Here is an 18,822-nt window from a genome sequence, read left to right on the forward strand (position 1 = left end):
CTGCATCAAGACGCTGATATCTTTACAGTGCCCGCACGCCTCTCGCGCGCCAACGGCCAGTCGGTGTCGCGAATTGAGGCGCGCTGAAGCCGTCCGGCTCAGCCGATCATGGCGCTTCGGTTGCCGGGTTCGAGGTCGTGGCCTCTGCCGCTGCGCGATTCTAGCAATTGCGCCTTGGAGAGCTCTGCTTCAGCCTCGGCGAGGCATGGCTCGGCTGCGGTTCTCTGCCGCAGAAGGTCCGATTGCGAATTCTTGACGTTGTCACGACGTAGGCGAGCGGCCTTGGCGAACGTCGGATAAGCGAAATGATTGACATCGGAGATGCCGCCCTTCGTTTCCTCGGCGTTTATCTGGAAGTCCAGTTCTCGCGCCATGCGTTCGAAATCGGCAATCATGATGTCTAGCTGGTGCAACTGTCGCCGCTTCTCATTCACCTGAAATTGCTTCAGTCGGACCAGATTACCTCGTGGCTTCATGACTCGGTACTCCGGTACCCATTTCGTCCAATCAAACCGCTCTCTCCCCTTGACGTTAGGCCTACAGCGACTCTCACGTTTTCTGCTGCGAGCGGAACCATATTTTCCAAAATCCTTGGCCGATGGCTATGAGTTCAATGCATCGACAAGCATGCGAGCGGGGGACTTAAGGGGCGGTAAAAAAAGGCGGAATAGGGCGATTTTCACAATGTCTGCATATGAACGCGTTGAGACCTGCGGCGGGCTTGACACACAAAGCAATCGTCAAGATTTGCGACATGGACGCCGGGGGGCATGAATACGCCCGCCGTCAGCTACACGCCCCCCGATTTCCGCCGCCTATTATCGCCCACGCGCTCTGGCTTTATTTCCGGTTTCCGCTGAGCCTGCGTCTGGTTGAGGAAATGCTGCTGAAACGCGGCATCGTGGTTTCGTATGAGACAAGTCGCCGGTGGGGCATCTAAGTTCGGGCTGGACTGCGCTCGCTGCTTGCGCCGCAAGCCGCCGTGCCGGAATGATGTCTGGTACCTGAACGAAGTGGTCGTCACCATCGCCCGGCAAAAAGCTTTGGTTGTGGCGCGCCGTCGACCAGGATGGATATGTGCTGGACGAAATCGTGCAAAACCGCCGCAACACCAAGGCCGCCAAGCGCTTGCTGACGCGGCCGTTGAAGAAGCAGGGGCTCACGCCGAAGCGCATGATCACCGACTAGCTGCGCTCGTATGGAGCGGCAAAGCGACAGGTGATGCCGGAGGTCAAGCACCGGTCGCACAAGGGGTTGAACAACGGAGCGGAGAATTCCCATGTGCCGCCGCGAAAACGGGAGCGGATGATGCAGAGGTCCGATCGCCGGGAGGCCTGCAACGCTTCGTCTCGACCTTGTCAGCCCTCCGCAACCTCTTCGTCCCGCCCCAAACGTTCTGCTCTCGCCATACATGTTCATCGCCTCAGCGCGATGGCGCTGGTGATATCACGACGCGTTTGTACCGCTCGACCTACGCCACAGGTGCCGACGCTGTGACGAGCTTCGTCGGTCGCGTGTCGAGTGACGGCACCGGGGACAATTATCGTCGACCGCAGTCCATTGCCCAGACCAAGGCGCTTCTCGGCGTCGGCACGATGGCAAATCGCAGCGTCACGATCTCGGCCGCTGCCCCTTCTGGCGGCGCGGACGGTGATTTCTGGGTGCAGCCGTAATGGCCCTTTACGTCAAAGCCTCCGGGGTCTGGGGGGCGACTAGCGCCGTATGGGTGAAAATCTCAAGCCTCTGGACCAAGGCTCGACAGGTCTATGTGCGCAGCTCGGGCGTCTGGGAGAAAATGTTCCCGATAGATCTGCTCTTCAATGGCACTCACGAAGACTCGACTGCCACGACCGTTTACACCCACACCAGCATTCCGCTTCTTGTCGCGCCACACGCTAATCGTCGTGTCATCGTGACAACTGAGACCACTGACACCGAAAGTGCAGTGACCGTCAACAGTATGACGATTGGGGGGTGTGGCTGCCACCCTTCTCGCTCAGGTGGAAAGCATCTTCAATTCTGGTGTGGTCTATCTGTCAGTGTGGTCGGCCCTCGTGCCAACCGGTACGACGGCAACGATCGTGACCACGTATAGTGAGAGCGTGTTCCGTGACTACATGTCGGTCTATACGACCACCAATTGGGATGGTGTGGTGGGCACTGTTGCCTCTGACAACAATTCAACGGGTGGCCTGACAACGACCGTCAGCATTGGTGCCCTGGGCGCAGCGATCGCAATTGCGGGCAACGCCACCAAGGGGGCATCGGCACTGGACATGGACCGGGCTGACCCAACAGTTCTCAAACACACCAGTCACGAATAGAAACCACAGCGGAGCAATGGCAATAGCTACCGCCGCCCAAGCTGCCCTCACCGTAACCTGTGCCTACAGCACTACTCCAGCACTTGTCGCACTGCTGGTGGTTCCGCGGTGCGCAACTCCTGACTGGCGACGGCGTCGGCGACATGCCTTACGGACTCGTATTGCCAGAGCTTGTAATCGTCGACAAACCAGCCAAGTCGGCTCTCGATCGCCGTAGCAAGCTCGTTATAGTCGAGGCTGTCGAGGCCGAGATCCCGCATTCTGGTTGTCATCGACACCTCTACTTTTTCGGCAACTAGAGCGTTGAGGGTTTTGAGAACCAGTTGTTCAATTTCAAGTAATGTCATCACTAATACATGCCTTTTGCTTGCAGATTCAGGTAATGCAACCCTGATCGGGGCGCAACCCCCAAAACGAGGTGTGCCGTTGAAACATGTTCTTGTCATTGACGATGATGCCGCAATGCGGCGCCTCATCGCCGATGCATGCCCTGAAGGTAACCGCAGTCCACGATAGCAAGCAGTTTGACTATGTTCTTTCACGTGAGCCAGTCGATCTCGTGGTTGTTGACCTTAACCTAGGCCGGGAGGATGGACTTGCGATCGTCCGCAATCTGGCGACAAAATCGGATGTTCCTATCATAGTGATCAGCGGCGACCGGCTTGATGAGGCGGAAAAAGTGGTTGCACTGGAGCTCGGCGCAACCGATTCATTCCCAAGCCTTTCGGGATGCGCGAATTCTTGGCCCGCATTCGAGTAGCGCTACGCCAGCGCATTTCTAGTCCGCGAACCAGAGAGCAGCGCTCATTTCGCTTTGGGGCCTGGAAGCTCAGCGTGAAGCAGCGGCGACTGATCTGTGCGGAGCGTGGCGAGGTCAAGCTTACCGCATGTGAGTTCAATCTCTTGATCGCATTTCTGGAGAACCCCCGCAACGTGCTATCCAGAGAACGGCTTTTGCTCGCGAGCCGTGTGCGTGGAGAAGAGGTGTACGATCGAAGTATCGATGTCCTAATCATGCGCTTGCGCCGAAAGCTGGAGGCTGATGCGGCCAACCCTCGCCTGGTCAAAACATCCCGTGGCGCAGGGTACTTCTTCAACGCTGACGTGGATGTTAGCTACGGAGGCACGTTGGCCGCGTGACAGTGAGCTATGCTGGAGATTGGGGTGACGAGGCTGATCAAGTCTTCCAACAGTACCAGCCTGATCAATTACAGCGAGAGCTACCGGTCCGGAGATCGCATCAGCGCCTCTGTCGTCAAGAGAGCTGTTCTGCTTGACCCCAGCCATGGAGCTCAACGCCCCGCGTCGGAGCGCTCCCTGCTTCTGAAGGAAGCCATTAGGTCCGCTCGGGCTTGATCGGAGGCTTGGCTGATGGACGTCGTGGTTGCTTCGCTCAGTTGCCGCCCCATGGCGCGGCTTTGCGGATTATCAGTCCTCTGCCTCTTCGCCGGTCTCAACAGCGCTGTGTAATGTTCATTGTTTATGATGACGCCCCCGCTGTTCACGAGGTTGCTCCTGTCAAGTGTACTCGTCAGTCCGTCCTGGGCCTCACGCTTCTTGCCCAAGTGCCGTTCAAACGGCGCTGGCGCGACTTGTTGAGCTCGAGAGATGGGTCCCTGCTCTCCTGCGTGGCCATGAGCTTGTGCCGCGGTCTGCGCAGCGGCGTCCCCAATGGCACGAGCCTCCATGCCGACTGCGTCTTCCGGACGAGCAGCAAGGGCAATTTCGCGCCCGAGTGCGAACTTCCGGACATGAGTTAGTGCACTGATGTCAGCGGTTTTCATATAGCGCTTGGCATCTTCATCCAGCGACCGCTCGTGAAGCCGATCCGCAATCCCCGGCTTTTTGTTTTCAACCAGGCATTGACTGAAACGTCTAAGAGCAGACCCATAGACCTCAACGGTACGGGGTTTCGGCCCGGTCGGCGCTGCCTCGTACGCTTTGATGAGAGCCGCTGTGTACTCTCTGATGAGCACGGCGTCGGCAGGGTGGGGATTCAGGGCAGGGCGGCCCACCACTGGCGCTCCGCCCGCCCACGTCTTGAGACGACCCAGTGACCCAGCCACGGCCGAGGGGCCGCCACCCCAGATCTCGTACTCCTTGCGATCCCGATCCAGCGACGAATCGTGAAGCCGATCCGCAATCCCCGGCTTGTTATTTTCAACGAGCCAATGACCAAAGCCGAAAAGAATATCTACATGGCGCTTGACCGTGATCTCCCCGACCTTACCGGCATAGAGTGCTGACCTCAGCCCTTCGACAAGGGTCGCATCGTTGGAATAAAGAGGACCCTTGTCGGGACCGGAGACCACTTTTGGGCGATCTGGCTGCACCGCCGCCGGCACAGAACGAGCATGGTCACGCAACTCGGACGGTGCGGGGGGATTCAGATCAACCACTGACGAATCCGGCGCATGATGATGGCGCGCCGTTGAGTGACCCGGCTGCAGCACCGAGGCACCCAGCATCGACCCACTGCCTCCGGCGTACGGCGCCGCGGCGTGTTCTTGTCCGCTCCCTTGCATCATGGGCTGCGCCTCCCATGGCAATGCACCCACTTGATGGGTGGCGGCCTGCATCAGCACGCGAGCGCCTGAATTGCCGATCTCGCTCAGCTGCGGCTCAGTGGCAACGTCCTGCAGACGACTGTTCGGGGTCCTTTGCCTCTTCGCTGGTCTCAACTCCGCTGTATCATGCTCACGGTTGATGAGGACCTCCTCGCTTGGTAGCTGGTTGCTCCTGTCCTGTGCAGCGATCCGCTCGTCCGGCGCGCGCTGGTCGCCGTCGCGCCAGCTCAGGGGACGAAAGGACCCTGCGGGATCCGAGGCTTGGTGATGGGGCCCAGTTGGCACGAAAGACGATGCCAGAACAGCGTCGTCTTCATTAGCTTTCCCAGGGGGGAGATACTCTGGCCAACTGTATTCCTCCTGCGGCCCGCTGCGCTGCGCAGCGGCGTCCCCCTTGCTCTCAAGACTTTGAAATTTAAATGGGTCCCCGGGAGCAACGTCTGGCGCTGACTGGCCGAGCCGCTTGATCTGCTGGTAAAACGTCCCAACGGGGCTTTCCTTAACCGCGTCTCGGGCCTGTCGGTCCATGAGTTCAAAGTTCGTAAGATTATTTGCCGTTCCGAATGTATTGTCACCCCTGAGGCGGGTTTGTAGTGCCTGCCGATTGACGACGAGGTTGTTGAGGTTCAGGTTATCTGGCTGCGATTGCAATCGCCCAACCAGCGCCCGCGTGCCGTCCACCACGTAGACTCCGCAATCCACCACGTTGCTCTGCTGGGCGATGCGGGATACGCCCACGCGGGTCTCCAGGCTGGCGCCCAGCCTTTCTGCGAGGTGTTTTGCAAGCTTGTCATTGCATCCGTTGTAGGAGTCATAATGATAGGCAACCGGCCGTTCCCGGTCGCTGCGATCAACGAACAGCAGCGACCAATGGGTGCCGCGCTCCGCAAGAGTCTTACCGCCATCGCTCACTGGCACGAACAGGAAGTCGGCTGTGTCGTTACCGTTCTGATGGACGATGCGCTGGAATGCGCTTAGCATGACGCTCTCGGAGCCCAAGCGCAGATGATAATTGGCTACGAGGGGATCCACGAACCGCGTCCGGGCGGCGAGATCTGGATTGTTCCCCTGCAACTCCTGCTCCAGGAGTTGGTAATCCCTCTGGATATGTTCGTCGCCTAGCCATTCCAATGCGCCGAGCACCCGCCCGTCTTTAGCTTTCCCAGGGGGCCTCTCTGGCCGACCCAATGCCTCCTGCGTCCCGCTGCGCTGCGCAGCGGCGTCCCCAATGGCACGAGCCTCCATGCCGACTGCGTCTTCCGGACGAGCAGCAAGGGCAATTTCGCGCCCGGGTGCGAACTTCCGGAGATGAGCTAGTGCACTGATCCTCCGGTTACCACCGGAGTTCACATAGCGCTTGGCATCTTCATCCAGCGACCCCTCGTGAAGCCGATCCGCAATCCCCGGCTTTTTGTTTTCATGCAGGTATTCACTGAAACGTATAAGAGTAGATCCATAGACCTGAATGGTACCGCGATTCGGCCCGGTCGCAGGCGCTTCTTTGTACTCTTTGATGAGAGCCGCTGTGTAATCTCTGATGAGCGCGGCGTCGGCAGGGTAGGGATTCCGGACAGGGCGGTCGACCACTGGCGCTCCGCCCGCCAACGTCTTGAGACGACCCAGTGCTCTAGCCACGATCGAGGGGCCACCCCTGCTCTCGTACTCCGAGGGGCCACCCCTGCTCTCGTACTCCTTGCGATCCTGATCCAGCGACGATTCGTCAAGCCGAGCAGCAAATCCCGGCCTGTTATTGTCAAAGAGCCAACGACCAAAGCCGAGAAGAGAATTTACATGGCGCTTGACCGTGCTCTCCTTGACCTTACCCGCGTAAGCTGACCTCAGCCCTTCGACAACGGTCGCATCGTTGGAATAGAGGGGACCCTTGTCGGGACCGGAGACCACTTTTGGAGGATCTGGCTGCACCGCCGCCGGCACAGAACGAGCATGGTCACGCAACTCGGACGGTGCGGGGGGATTCAGATCAACCACTGACGAATCCGGCGCATGATGATGGCGCGCCGTTGAGTGACCCGGCTGCAGCACCGAGGCACCCAGCATCGACCCACTGCCTCCGGCATACGGCGCCGCGGCGTGTTCTTGTCCGCTCCCTTGCATCATGGGCTGCGCTTCCCATGGCAATGCACCCACTTGATGGGTGGGGGCCTGCATCAGCACGCGAGCGCCTGAATTGCCGATCTCGCTCAGCTGCGGCTCAGTGGCAACGTCCTGCAGACGACTGTTCAGGGGCCTTTGCCTCTTCGCTGGTCTCAACTCCGCTGTATCATGCTCACGGTTGATGAGGACCTCCTCGCTTGATAGCTGGTTGCTCCTGTCCTGTGCAGCGATCCGCTCGTCCGGCGCGCGCTGGTCGCCGTCGCGCCAGCTCAGGGGACGAAAGGACCCTGCGGGATCCGAGGCTTGGTGATGGGGCCCAGTTGGCACGAAAGACGATGCCAGAACAGCGTCGTCTTCATTAGCTTTCCCAGGGAGCTCGCGCCCGAGTTCGGACTTCCGGAGATGAGCTAGTGCACTGATCCCACCGGAGTTGTTATAGCGCTTGGCATCTTCATCCAGCGACCCCTCGTGAAGCCGAGCCGCAATCCCCGGCTTTTTGTTTTCAACGAGGTATTCACTGAAACGTCTAGGAGCAGATCCATAGGTCTGAATGGTACCGGGATTCGGCCCGGTCGGCGCTGCCTTGTACTCTTTGATGGGAGCCGCTGTGTAATCTCTGATGAGCGCGGCGTCGGCAGGGTCGGGATTATTCAGGACAGCGGCGCGGTCCAGCACTGGCGCTCCGCCCGCCCACGTCTTGAGATGACCCACTGCTCTAGCCACGTCCGAGGAGCCACTCTTGCTCTCGTACTCCTTGAGATCCGGATCCAGCGACTCCTCGTGAAGCCGAGCAGCAAATCCCGGCCTGTTATTATCAAAGAGCCAACGACCAAAGCCGAGAAGAGAATTTACATGGCGCTTGACCGTGCTCTCCAATGCTGACCTCAGCCCTTCGACAATGGTCGCATCGTTGGAATAGAGAGGACCCTTGTCGCGACCGTCGGAGACCACTACTGGAGGATCTGGCTGCACCGCCGCCGGCACAGAACGAGCAGGGTCACGCAACTCGGACGGTGCGGGGGGATTCAGATCAGCCACTGACGAATCCGGCGCATCATGATGGCGCGCCGTTGAGTGACCCGGCTGCAGCACCGAGGCACCCAGCATCGACCCACTGCCTCCGGCGTAGGGCGCCGCGGCGTGTTCTTGTCCGCTCCCTTGCATGAGTTGCGCCTCCCATGGCGATGGTAGAAGGTCCGCGTGCGGAATCGAGTCGAAATATCCCGACAAATCAGCGTCGACCATCTGCTTTTGCGACCGAGCCAGCGTTTCGGCCACCGCGGCCTCGCCAACCGCGGAGGGCGTCTCCTCAGCCCCGGCGAACGCTGGCCCGGCAGGCGCCGCCGGCACAGAACGAGCATGGTCACGCAACTCGAACGGTGCGGGGGGATTCAGATCAACCACTGACGAATCGCGCGCCGTTGAGTGACCCGGCTGCAGCACCGAGGCACCCAGCATCGACCCACTGCCTCCGGCGTAGGGCGCCGCGGCGTGTTCTTGTCCGCTCCCTTGCGTCATGAGTTGCGCCTCCCATGGCGATCGTAGAAGGTCCGCGTGCGGAATCGAGTCGAAATATCCCGACAAATCAGCGTCGACCTTCTGCTTTTGCAACCGAGCCCACCTTTCGGCCAACGCGGCCTCGCCAACCGCGGAGGGCGTCTCCCCAGCCCTGGCGAACGCTGGCCCGGCAGGCGCCGCCGGCACAGAACGAGCAGGGTCACGCAACTCGGACGGTGAGGGGGATTCAGATCAACCACTGACGAATCCGGCGCATCATGATGGCGCGCCGTTGAGTGACCCGGCTGCAGCACCGAGGCACCCAGCATCGACCCACTGCCTCCGGCGTAGGGCGCCGCGGCGTGTTCTTGTCCGCTCCCTTGCACCATGAGTTGCGCCTCCCATGGCGATGTATCCACTTGAGGGCCGGGATCATGCACTGGTTCGTCCATTTGCTTTTGCAACCGAGCCCACCTTTCGACCACCGCGGCCTCGCCAACCGCGGAGGGCGTCTCCTCAGCCCTGGCGAACGCTGGCCCGGCAGGCGCCGCCGGCACAGAACGAGCATGGTCACGCAACTCGAACGGTGCGAGGGGATTCAGATCAACCACTGACGAATCCGGCGCATCATGATGGCGCGCCCTTGAGTGACCCGGCTGCAGCACCGAGGCACCCAGCATCGACCCACTGCCTCCGGTATGCGGTGCCAGGTGCTCGTCCCCCAGCATCATGGGCTGCGCCTCCCATGGCAATGCACCCACTTGATGGGTGGGGGCCTGCATCAGCACGCGAGCGCCTGAATTGCCGATCTCGCTCAGCTGCTTAGCTTTCCCAGGGAGCTTCTCTGGCCGACCCAATGCCTTCTGCGGCCCGCTGTGCTGCGCAGCGGCGTCCCCAATGGCACGAGCCTCCATGCCGACTGCGTCTTCCGGACGAGCAGCAAGGGCAATTTCGCGCCCGAGTGCGGCGTACGGCGGGAACTTCCGGAGATGAGCTAGTGCACTGATCCACCGGTTACCACTGGAGTCCAAATAACGCCTGGCATCTTCATCCAGCGACCCCTCGTAAAGCCGAGCCGCAATCCCCGGCCTGCTGTTTTCATGCAGGTATTGACTGAAACGTCTAAGAGTAGCCGCATAGTCCTGAGTGGTTTTGGGATTCGGCCCGGTCGCAGGCTCTGCCTCGTACTTTTTGATGAGAGCCGCTTTGTAATCTCTGATGAGCTCGGCGTCGACAGGGTCGGGATTCAGGGCAGCGCGGCCCACCATTGGCGCTCCGCCCGCCGACTCTTTGAGACGACCCAGTGCTCTAGCCACGTTCGAGGAGCCACTCTCGCGCTGGTACTCCTTGAGATCCTGATCCAGCAACGGATCGTCAAGCCGAGCAGCAAATCCCGGCTTGTTATTATCAAAGAGCCAACGACCAAAGCCGAGAAGAGAATTTACATGGTCCGTGACCGTGCGCTCCCCGACCTTACCGGCATAGAGTGCTGACCGCAGCCCTTCGACAACGGTCGCATCGTTGGAATAAAGAGGACGCTTGTCGCGACCGGAGACCACTACTGGAGGATCTGGCTGCACCGCCGCCGGCATAGAACGAGCATGGTCACGCAACTCGAACGGTGCGGGGGGATTCAGATCAACCACTGACGAATCAGGCGCATGATGATGGCGTGTTTCCCCGGGAACAACGTCCCGTACGAACACCGAGTCTGGGTTGCCTTGGTCCGGCGCGACTGGAGCCAGGGCTCTGTCGTGCAACGCTCGCGCTGACTGGCCGAGCCGCTTGATCCGCTGGTGAAACGTCCCAACGGGGCTTTCCTTAACCGCGTCTCGCGCCTGTCGGTCCATGAGTTCAAAGTTCGTGAGATAATTTGCCGTTCCAGATGTATCGTCACCCATGAGTCGGGTTTGTAGTGCCTGCCGATTGACGACGAGGTTGTTGAGGTTCAGGTCTGGCAGGTCTGGCAGGTCTGGCTGCCATCTTTGCAATCGCCCAACCAGCGCCCGCGTGCCGTCCACCACGTAGACTCCGCAATCCCACTCGTTGCTCTGCTGGGCGATGCGGGGTAAGTCCACGCGGGTCTCCAGGCTGGCGCCCAGCCTTTCTGCGAGGTGTTTTGCAAGCTTGTCATGCCATCCGCTGACGGAGTCATAATGATAGGCAACCGGCCGTTCCCGGTCGCTGCGATCAACGAACAGCAGCGACCAATGTTTGCCGCGCTCCGCAAGAGTCTTACCGCCATCGCTCACTGGCACGAACAGGAAGTCGGCTGTGTCGTTACCGTTCTGATTATGGACGATGCGCTGGAATGCGCTTAGCTTGTCGCTCTCGGAGCCCAAGCGCAGATGATAATTGGCTACGAGGGGATCCACGAACCGCGTCCGGGCGGCGAGTTCTGGATTGTTCCCCTGCAACTCCTGCTCCAGGAGCTGGTAATCCCTGTGGATATGTTCGTCGCCTAGCAATTGCAATGCGCCGAGCACCCGCCCGCTGGGGTCGCCGAAAACACCAAAAAACCCTTCGACCGCGGGGGACATCCCCTCAGGAAAGAGCTCTGGCGAGGCGGAATTCCCCGCCCGCAAGCTGGGCGGAGCGAATTCCGGTGGCCTCAGTGGCACCTCCTCGCTTGGTACCAGGTTGCTCCTGTCCTGTGCAGCGATCCGCTCGTCCGGCGCGCGCTGGTCGCCGTCGCGCCAGATCAGGGGACGAAAGGACTCTGCGGGATCCGAGGCTTGGTGATGGTGCCCAGTTGGTACGAAAGACGATGGCAGAACAGCGGCGTCTTCATTAGCTTCCCCAGGGAGCTTCTCTGGCCGACCCAATGCCTTCTGCGGCCCGCTGTGCTGCGCAGCGGCGTCCCCAATGGCACGAGCCTCCATGCCGACTGCGTCTTCCGGACGAGCAGCAAGGGCAATTTCGCGCCCGAGTGCGGCGGACGGCAGGAACTTCCGGAGTTGAGCTAGTGCAATGATCCTCCGGTCACCACTGGAGTCCTTATAGCGCTTGGCATCTTCATCCAGCGACTCCTCGTGAAGCCGAGCCGCAATCCCCGGCTTGTTGTTTTCAACCAGGTATTCACTGAAACGTCTAAGAGTAGCTCCATAGTCGTGAATGGTTTGGCGATTCGGCCCGGTCGCAGGCGCTCCCTTGTACTCTTTGATGAGAGCCGCTTTGTACTCTTTGATGAGCACGGCGTCGGCAGGGTCGGGATTCAGGACAGCGCGGCCCACCATTGGCACTCCGCCCGCCGACTCTCTGAGACGACGCAGTGCCACAGCCACAGTCGAGGAGCCACCACTGCTCTCGTACTCCTTGAGATCTTCATCCAGCGACTCCTCGTGAAGCCGAGCAGCAAATCCCGGCTTGTTATTTTTAAAGAGCCAACGACCAAAGCCGTAAAGAGAATTTACATGGCGCTTGACCGTTTCCTCCTTGGCCTTACCCGCGTAGAGTGACCTCAGCCGTTCGACAACGGTCGCATCGTTGGAATAAAGAGGACGCTTGCAGCCGCGACCGTCGGAGACCACTACTGGAGGATCTGGCTGCACCGCCGCCGGCACGGGGGAACGAGCATGGTCACGCAACTCGAACGGTGCGGAAGGATTCAGATCACCCACTGACGAATCCGGCGCATGATGATGGCGCGCCGTTGAGTGACCCGGCTGCAGCACCGAGGCACCTAGCATCGACCCACTGCCTCCGGCGTACGGCGCCGCGGCGTGTTCTTGTCCGCTCCCTTGCATCATGGGCTGCGCTTCCCATGGGGCCGCGCCTTCGATGAGGCTCAGGTCTCCCTGAGACGGATGAGGATGGAACGGGTCTGGCAGAGCCGGAACGCCGGGGGCGGGAATTTGGGCAGCGGCTTGGCGCGCCTCGCCCGAGCGCTGCTCAAAGCCCTCTTGCCCGGCCTGTGCCGCTTGCTCTTGAGATGCCGGGGGCTGCACCTGCCGCCAACCTGTTACATTGGATAGGTCAAATTTGTGCCGGTTCACGCTAGCCTCACGTCCACAGATCAGCTGAGCAACCTACTCGGGCATACTTACGAGAAGCTGACGAGGTCCGCGGTCCCGGAGCGGGTAGGCCTAATTTTCTGCGCGCCGATTGCGCTGGCGCGACGTAGCCCGGCCTTTTGCCAGCTCGGCAGCTACGGCTCGCAAAGAGCGTCGTAAGGCTTGCGGAGCCGCCCCTCAGCTCCCGTCGAGGAGCAATCCACAATTCACATATTTGGAGATGGCTCGCTGGTTTACCGGTCTGCGAGCCCTGCAAGCCCATGCTTCAGATGCCGCCCGTGCAGAGGTATTTCATTTCGAGGTAGTCCTCGAGGCAATGGCGGGAACCCTGCGTCAGCGGGAGCGTCAGCTACATAGTCGATAACACGCGCTTTTTACCTCGGTCTCGGCTCGCAACGATGGATTGCTAACGGCGAACTCATGCTGGTCGGCAAGGCGATACTGGCTGGAGCATCAACTCGGCCGACGAGAGTGGCCACACCATCCTAGACAGGATCGGCCGATATGCCCGGCATCGCCGCTCTGCAAAAAGCACAGCGGGCATCCAGACGTTGCCGGGTTGACTATGGGTGTCCGAACCGCGAAAAGAGGCCGCTCTTTATGAGTGGCGTGCGCTTGCAGTCTAACCCCAAGCCCCCCGCCCGGGCTGCCGGCGCGCTTCTAGGAACATCGAGGTAGATGACGAGACTCCGAACTACATTTCCAAAGCTATCGGTGGATTCACATTTCAAGCCCAATCGATTTCCTACAGCCAGGCGCGAACGTTCGATTGGAACATTCAGAATTCACGTCAAGGTGCACCGCTATTGCGTCCCGAACAGGTTCGGCTGCTCGATGACGACTACGAGATTGTTCTCATCAAAGGTCTGCCACCATTAAAATTGAGGAAGGTGCGATATTTTCGGATCGCATTCTGAAACGCATCTTTGAAAGCCAGACAGGCGCCCTCCCGGAGCCGGCGCCCTTGACGGGAGCAGAGGAGGCGCTCTCCGCAGAATCTCAACTCGATGACCCGCTGTGTGAATTGGCGCAGGACTTTGACGATACAGTTTGATGTGAGGCTAGTATGAACCCGCGAAATAGTAATCCATCCCGTGTAACAGCTTTGTCGCAGGTGCAGGACGCCGGCTTGGAAGACGGGCAAGCGGTCCAGGCCCGGCGAGTGGGCTTTGAGCAGCACGTGTCCGAGGCGCTCCGGCCGCTGTTCGATGGTCGAGCTGACGAGCCGCCTACCGGTCCAGATGAGCTTCTGCGACTGGAAAAGGGGTTTCGCGAGTTGCTTCAGCGAGGGCAGGATCATCAAGCCGCCTCGTCTTTTTTCAGCGATCCAAGGATGCCCGCTGGACGGGATGACCCCAAGGGAAGCGTGTCGGACGCTTTCGCAGCAGCCGGCTCTAGGCACGCCGGAGTTGAGGCCGCCGCCCCGCCAGTGTTAGCTGCCAGCCAACAGCAGATCCGGCCCTCGCCAGTTGCGTTTGACCGACCGGTATCATCCTCGGCTGCTGCAGGCGTGCGCTTGTATGCCCCTTCGATGATCTCTCGGAAGACCAGTTCCGAAAACTGCGATCAGTTGCCCGCCTTGTGCTGCCGCCTCGCCGTCGAGGTCGAAACGCCCGCGAATCAATGGAAGGTCAGCGGGCCATGGGGGCAGAGTGCAACGGCGTCTACACCGCCTATTTGAGGGGAGAGGTACACTTGGCTTTCCTGTTCCAGCAGCATCCGGCCGCACACCGACGCGATGGGGAGCTAGAATTCAAATCGGACCTTCGCAAGGCACGCACCGCGGATCAAACGCCGTTCGTTTGGGAAAAATGGCTCAGTACCGACAAAGCTTCTGTAATGGCCCTAGTGGCCTCGGTCGCGCTCTTGGTCGCGATACAGTGGCAAGACCCCCAGATCAACGAGGCGGTCCTAAGCGAACTGCGGACGATTCAGATCAACTACGCATTGCTCCAGCGAGACGTCGCCCGCGCAGACATGGTATTGGACTTCCGTTCCGTTGCTTCTACCGGGCAGGCATTAAAAGGAACCTTCAAAACTACCAACGCCTTGTTGAGATCTCGCCCAATGAGAGCTCCGGGGTGCACTCCAGGTTGGTTGCACAGCTCAAAAATTCCCTCGAAAACACAGAAGCTGCCATCTCGGCCTCGGCCGCGCAAAATGAGCTTCTGCAAAGCTCTCTGGTACGCTTTGCTCGCTCGGCTAATCGCCTTCGGGGGGGAGTGTCGAACAGGCCTGAATTTTCCAATCTGATCCTTCAATTTTCGGCCAGACCGGGATTCAGCCTCGCATTACAAATCGATCAGTCTCTCCGCCGACTTCCTCCTAGCCAGGACCAAGTCACGGAGGATGTTGCCCGCGAGGGCCGCGCTATCCTGTCCTCAATGTTGAGGTTGGACCGCGCTGTCAATCGGATCCCATCCTTCGACACGTTCGCCAAGGCTGCCGAATTGGAGCGAGAACATCTGAAAGCCTACAGCTTCGCCAGCGCGCAAGCGCAGCGTACACGACTTTTCTTTGGCTTGGTGTCCATATGCCTCTGCTTGTTTGCGACCATTCGAGCCTCCACGCTGCATGTGCGGACGAACCGGTTGGAAAGGCGGTTAGAGCTTGAAGCGGCGATGAGTGAGATCGAAGCTTGTTTCATCGACAGTCAAGCAACGAAGGCTTCGCGGCGCTTCTCCACCGAAGCAGCGCTTAGACTCATTCAATGCGTTTTCGATGCAGATCAATGCGCGCTTGCTCTGGTGGATCCGAGTATCAGCAGGAATACCGAGTACTTTGTCGCGAACAAGCGCATGCGCGTCTGGAACGCCACGCTAATCCATGAAGTCGTCTCACTTGTACACCCGGAACAGCCAGTGTTTCGCGTCGTTCCGGCGTCGGAAGTGGTTCGGACTGCCGTAGGCACTACCGGTGTTTGTCAAATTGTTGGTTGCAGGGCCTCCGATCAGCAGGCTGCCGTTTGTATCCTTGTTTTTGAAGGAGATCGCTCACCACCCTCCACAGACGACCTCCTGGTTCTGGCGAGCGCTACTGTGCGTTTAGGCAACCATCTTGAAATGCAACGTGTACACACGGAACGTAACCTTTTTGAGAGTCGATGGGAGCATGCGGAAAGGCTGACGGCTGTCGGCACAATCGCAAGCGGCGTTACACATGAATTCAATAATGTTTTAGGAGCAATAGTCGGCTACGCAGAGATGGCTAAAGGTCTTGTGCGCCGCCCCTCGAGAATTCGGGGCCACATCGGCCAAATTATCTTGGCCAGCAACCGAGCCAAGCTGATTATTGATCAAATTTTGTCACTAAGCCGAGCTCGGAAGCGCGTGACGATGCCTTTCGACGTCTCGGAGAGTGTAATGGATCTCGCGCCATTGCTGCGGGTTACACTTCGTGCGGATGTTCAGTTGAACTTCAAGATCAACGAGTGGCAAACGGTGATCGAGGGCAGCCCGACCGAGATACAGCAGATCCTTATGAATCTATGCAAGAACGCGTCGGAGGCTCTCTTGAATGAGGGCCGTGTCGAGATTAGCGTTTCTCGCGCTCACGTCTGTCAAACGAAGCCCGTGGCTAAGGGCACCTTGAAACCGGGAGATTACGTTCTCCTCTCCATCAGCGACAATGGCCAAGGAATCGCAAGTTCGGTGCTTCCGCATATCTTTGAGCCCTTTTTTACCACGCGCTCTCGCGTCGGCGGGACCGGACTGGGTCTTGCTGCAGTGGACCGCCATGTGAGCGCGCTCGCAGGATGCCTTGACGTCACCTCGGCTGTTGGCCGAGGTACACGCTTCGATCTCTACTTACCGGCCTGCGCTGAGGAGCAGGTCAGAGCTGATAGCGCTTTCGGCCCATGCGATGGATCACTTGGCAACGGAGAAATCATTGCAGTCGTTGACCCCGATCCAGCAGCGTTGGAGATCTACAAGGATAAGATCGCCGCGCTGGGTTATAGGCCGGTCGGCTTCGCGACCTTCGAGAGTCTTTGCGACTGGATCGAGAGCGGGAAGGCAGCCGACCTCCTAATTTTCGATAAAGCGACTTTCCTCGGGCCAGGACAGCCCGAAGCCGTACGTACCACCCTGATGACGGTGCCCATCATCGTCGTTGGTGGAAGCGACCCCATGCCGATCACATCTGGTAATCAGACCTTCGTCCTTTGGCTAGCCAAACCGGTCTCGTCCAGGACGATGGAGCATGCAATTCGTAGGATGATAATGGCATGATGCCGCCGACGCGCTCAGGATACCGAGCTACCGAGGCAGTCGGAGGCGGAGCCGGCTGGGATCCAGCAAATACAAGAGCGTCGGACGATCTCTGCGCACCCGGCTCATGGCGAGTTCCTCTCGAACACTGTCGTGGGCTTCCGCCCAAGGAAGGGCTCCCCGACCACGGCAAACCTGCCGCCGTGCTCGTGACCGTCAAGGACAAGTCGCCGCGCGATGGGGTCTGCGGGCCTCCATCCTTGACAAGTCACTGCGCGCTGGCGGCGACAGGCGACGGGTAATATAAGGTCGGGACGAGGAGATGGTCGCCAATCGGTCACGCAAGATGGTTGACGAAATGACTCGAGAGCAAAGCTCGACAATCATCGCCCCATTCACGCCAGACTTCTCCTGTGCGTTCATCATCGGCTACGGCTCCTCGCTGCCCCGACAAGGCTATCGCCGCCCCTTTGAAACTGCCGAGTATCTGACCAATTTCCAGTAGAACCGATTTCACGGCCGCGGTGGTGCGGTCGTCGTAGTCGGCGGCCGATTGCGGATCGGGCGGTACTACTGGAGCCATTGCAATTTCTCCTGCCGCAAATGGTCAGCGGCCTCCTGTCCCCTCTCCCCGGATATCACCAAATCAAGGTAAGTTTGAACAGGGCTTGTGCAAACGACGCCGGGCGCCGGCTCGATTGTATCAAGCAGTGGCCCTTCATCCTTCAGGATCGTGATCACAACGTTTTCACCCTTCGCCGCCGACGACAGCTTGAGGGCATGTCGCCGAGCGATCCCGCCGGACCTCGCGATTGGAGTGTATCGTTCATCATCTTGGGCTGGCGCTCGGCGGCCGGCCGGCGGCCAGTTTTGCGAAGCGGCTGATGGTCCCGGTCAATAATGACACGCTGCTGCGGGTGGTGCGGCGACGGGCCTGTTTGCAAACAGATCCTCTCAAAGTTGTCGGCATTGATGATTGGGCCTTCCGTCGCGGCCATCGTTACGGCAAGATCGTCTGTGATCTGGAGCGGCGGCGGATCGTGACACTGTTGCCTGATCGTGAGGTTGCCACCGTCGAGGGCTGGCTCGCCGACCATCCTCAGATCGAAACCGTCTCGCGCGACCGCGGCGGCGGTTACGGTGAAGCGACTGCGAAGGCGTTGCCCGAAGCGGTTCAGGTCGCCGACCGCTGGCATCTCATGAAGAATGCGAGTGCGGCTTTCCTCGACGCCGTCCGCGATGCGGACAATCCGAACTGCGATCGGCGCTACGACGGTCAATCCCGATCTGCTCACCTACGCGGAGAAGCGGCAATACGAAGGCTATCTGCGGCGCGAGGAGACAAATGCGGCAATCATGAAACTTGCCAGCGAAGACATCCCCATCAAGGAGATCGTGCGTCGCACCGGCCACAGCCGTAAGCTGGTCCGTCAGGTGGTCCGTGGCCAGCGGACCGATATTTTCCGCGCCCGCCAGAGTTCACTCGAAGCCTGGCTGCCCTTGCTGGAAGGGCAATGGAAATCTGGTTGCCACAATGCAAGCGAGCTTTGGCGACGGCTGGAGACAAAGGGCTTTCGGGGACGTCTGGGTGTCGTCAGCGAATGGGCAAGGCGACGACGACGCGCCGAACAGGCATCCGATCAGCAACTCCACAAGGTGCCATCAGCCAGAACGATCGCACGGTTAATGACGACGGCGCGCGATCAACTGAACAAAACCGACACTATGATGATCGCTGTCATCGAGGCGGGTGTGCCCATGCTGGTGGAAGCACGCAATCTGATCGCTGGTTTCCATTCCATGATCCGCAAGAAAGTCGCCCATGAGCTCGAGCCGTGGATCGCCGACGCCAGCAAAAGCCTCATTGCGTCTTTCCCCAATGGCATCATTCGCGACCGTGCTGCCGTCCGCGCCGCGATCACCGAGCCATGGTCCAACGGGCAGACGGAAGGACAGATCACCAAGGTCAAGCTTGTAAAACGGCAGATGTACGGCCGACCTCCTCCAAGCACGTTTGATCGGTGCTGCCTGAAAGAAAATATCATCGAGAGTGCGTCAGACCCCTTATTCCACGCCGAAACACAATCAATCACTTCGC

8 protein-coding genes and 4 pseudogenes are annotated in these 18,822 nt (G+C 59.6%); 7 read left to right on the forward strand and 5 right to left on the reverse strand.

Annotated features, from left to right (window positions below; translation table 11 throughout):
• Positions 1 to 98: 98 nt before the first annotated feature.
• Positions 99 to 476 carry a hypothetical protein gene (locus NKL06_RS10495; protein WP_023693588.1) on the reverse strand — a complete coding sequence of 126 codons (378 nt, stop codon included), beginning with the start codon at positions 474 to 476 and terminating at the stop codon, positions 99 to 101.
• Positions 477 to 770: 294 nt separating this feature from the next.
• Here NKL06_RS10495 and NKL06_RS10500 point away from each other — a divergent pair.
• The 3 genes and pseudogenes from NKL06_RS10500 to NKL06_RS10510 all read left to right on the forward strand — a co-directional run bounded on the left by NKL06_RS10500 (position 771) and on the right by NKL06_RS10510 (position 2,324).
• Positions 771 to 1,497 (forward strand): annotated as a pseudogene (locus tag NKL06_RS10500) (IS6 family transposase).
• The gene (locus tag NKL06_RS10505) at positions 1,494 to 1,673 is read left to right on the forward strand and encodes a hypothetical protein (RefSeq protein ID WP_031210643.1); all 180 of its coding nucleotides are present in this window, start codon (positions 1,494 to 1,496) and stop codon (positions 1,671 to 1,673) included. The pseudogene NKL06_RS10500 and the gene NKL06_RS10505 overlap by 4 nt, the downstream one beginning before the upstream one ends.
• A 303-nt stretch (positions 1,674 to 1,976) precedes the next feature.
• A complete protein-coding gene (locus tag NKL06_RS10510) occupies positions 1,977 to 2,324 on the forward strand; it encodes a hypothetical protein (RefSeq protein WP_023693592.1) in 348 nt (115 codons plus the stop codon).
• Between the two features lie 71 nt (positions 2,325 to 2,395).
• Here the strand turns inward: NKL06_RS10510 and NKL06_RS10515 are convergent, their stop codons facing one another.
• Positions 2,396 to 2,671 (reverse strand): acyl carrier protein, encoded by a 276-nt coding sequence (locus NKL06_RS10515; RefSeq protein WP_023679571.1) that lies wholly within the window; start codon positions 2,669 to 2,671, stop codon positions 2,396 to 2,398.
• Positions 2,672 to 2,750: 79 nt separating this feature from the next.
• Here NKL06_RS10515 and virG point away from each other — a divergent pair.
• Positions 2,751 to 3,464 (forward strand): annotated as a pseudogene (gene virG / locus NKL06_RS10520) (two-component system response regulator VirG).
• A 152-nt stretch (positions 3,465 to 3,616) separates the two neighbouring features.
• Here the strand turns inward: virG and NKL06_RS10525 are convergent.
• A complete protein-coding gene (locus NKL06_RS10525) occupies positions 3,617 to 8,617 on the reverse strand; it encodes a Ulp1 family isopeptidase (RefSeq protein ID WP_352580246.1) in 5,001 nt (1,666 codons plus the stop codon).
• Positions 8,521 to 12,123 (reverse strand): Ulp1 family isopeptidase, encoded by a 3,603-nt coding sequence (locus NKL06_RS10530; RefSeq protein WP_352580248.1) that lies wholly within the window; start codon positions 12,121 to 12,123, stop codon positions 8,521 to 8,523. Before NKL06_RS10530 ends, NKL06_RS10525 begins: the two co-directional genes overlap by 97 nt.
• A 1,070-nt stretch (positions 12,124 to 13,193) precedes the next feature.
• Here NKL06_RS10530 and NKL06_RS10535 point away from each other — a divergent pair.
• Together NKL06_RS10535 and NKL06_RS10540 are read left to right on the forward strand one after the other, a co-directional pair.
• Positions 13,194 to 13,570: pseudogene (locus NKL06_RS10535) on the forward strand (type IV secretory system conjugative DNA transfer family protein); the annotation flags it as partial.
• A 757-nt stretch (positions 13,571 to 14,327) separates the two neighbouring features.
• Positions 14,328 to 16,745 carry a two-component system VirA-like sensor kinase gene (locus NKL06_RS10540; protein WP_352580250.1) on the forward strand — a complete coding sequence of 806 codons (2,418 nt, stop codon included), beginning with the start codon at positions 14,328 to 14,330 and terminating at the stop codon, positions 16,743 to 16,745.
• Positions 16,746 to 17,061: 316 nt separating this feature from the next.
• Here the strand turns inward: NKL06_RS10540 and NKL06_RS10545 are convergent, their stop codons facing one another.
• Positions 17,062 to 17,307, reverse strand: coding sequence for a hypothetical protein (locus tag NKL06_RS10545; protein ID WP_084567634.1), 246 nt, complete (start codon positions 17,305 to 17,307; stop codon positions 17,062 to 17,064).
• A gap of 202 nt (positions 17,308 to 17,509) precedes the next feature.
• On the opposite strand from NKL06_RS10545, the pseudogene NKL06_RS10550 reads away from it, so the two are divergent.
• Positions 17,510 to 18,756, forward strand: a pseudogene (locus NKL06_RS10550) (ISL3 family transposase); the annotation flags it as partial.
• Positions 18,757 to 18,822 lie beyond the last annotated feature (66 nt).

It is taken from the genome of Mesorhizobium sp. C268A (assembly GCF_040324475.1).
Lineage (GTDB): Bacteria > Pseudomonadota > Alphaproteobacteria > Rhizobiales > Rhizobiaceae > Mesorhizobium.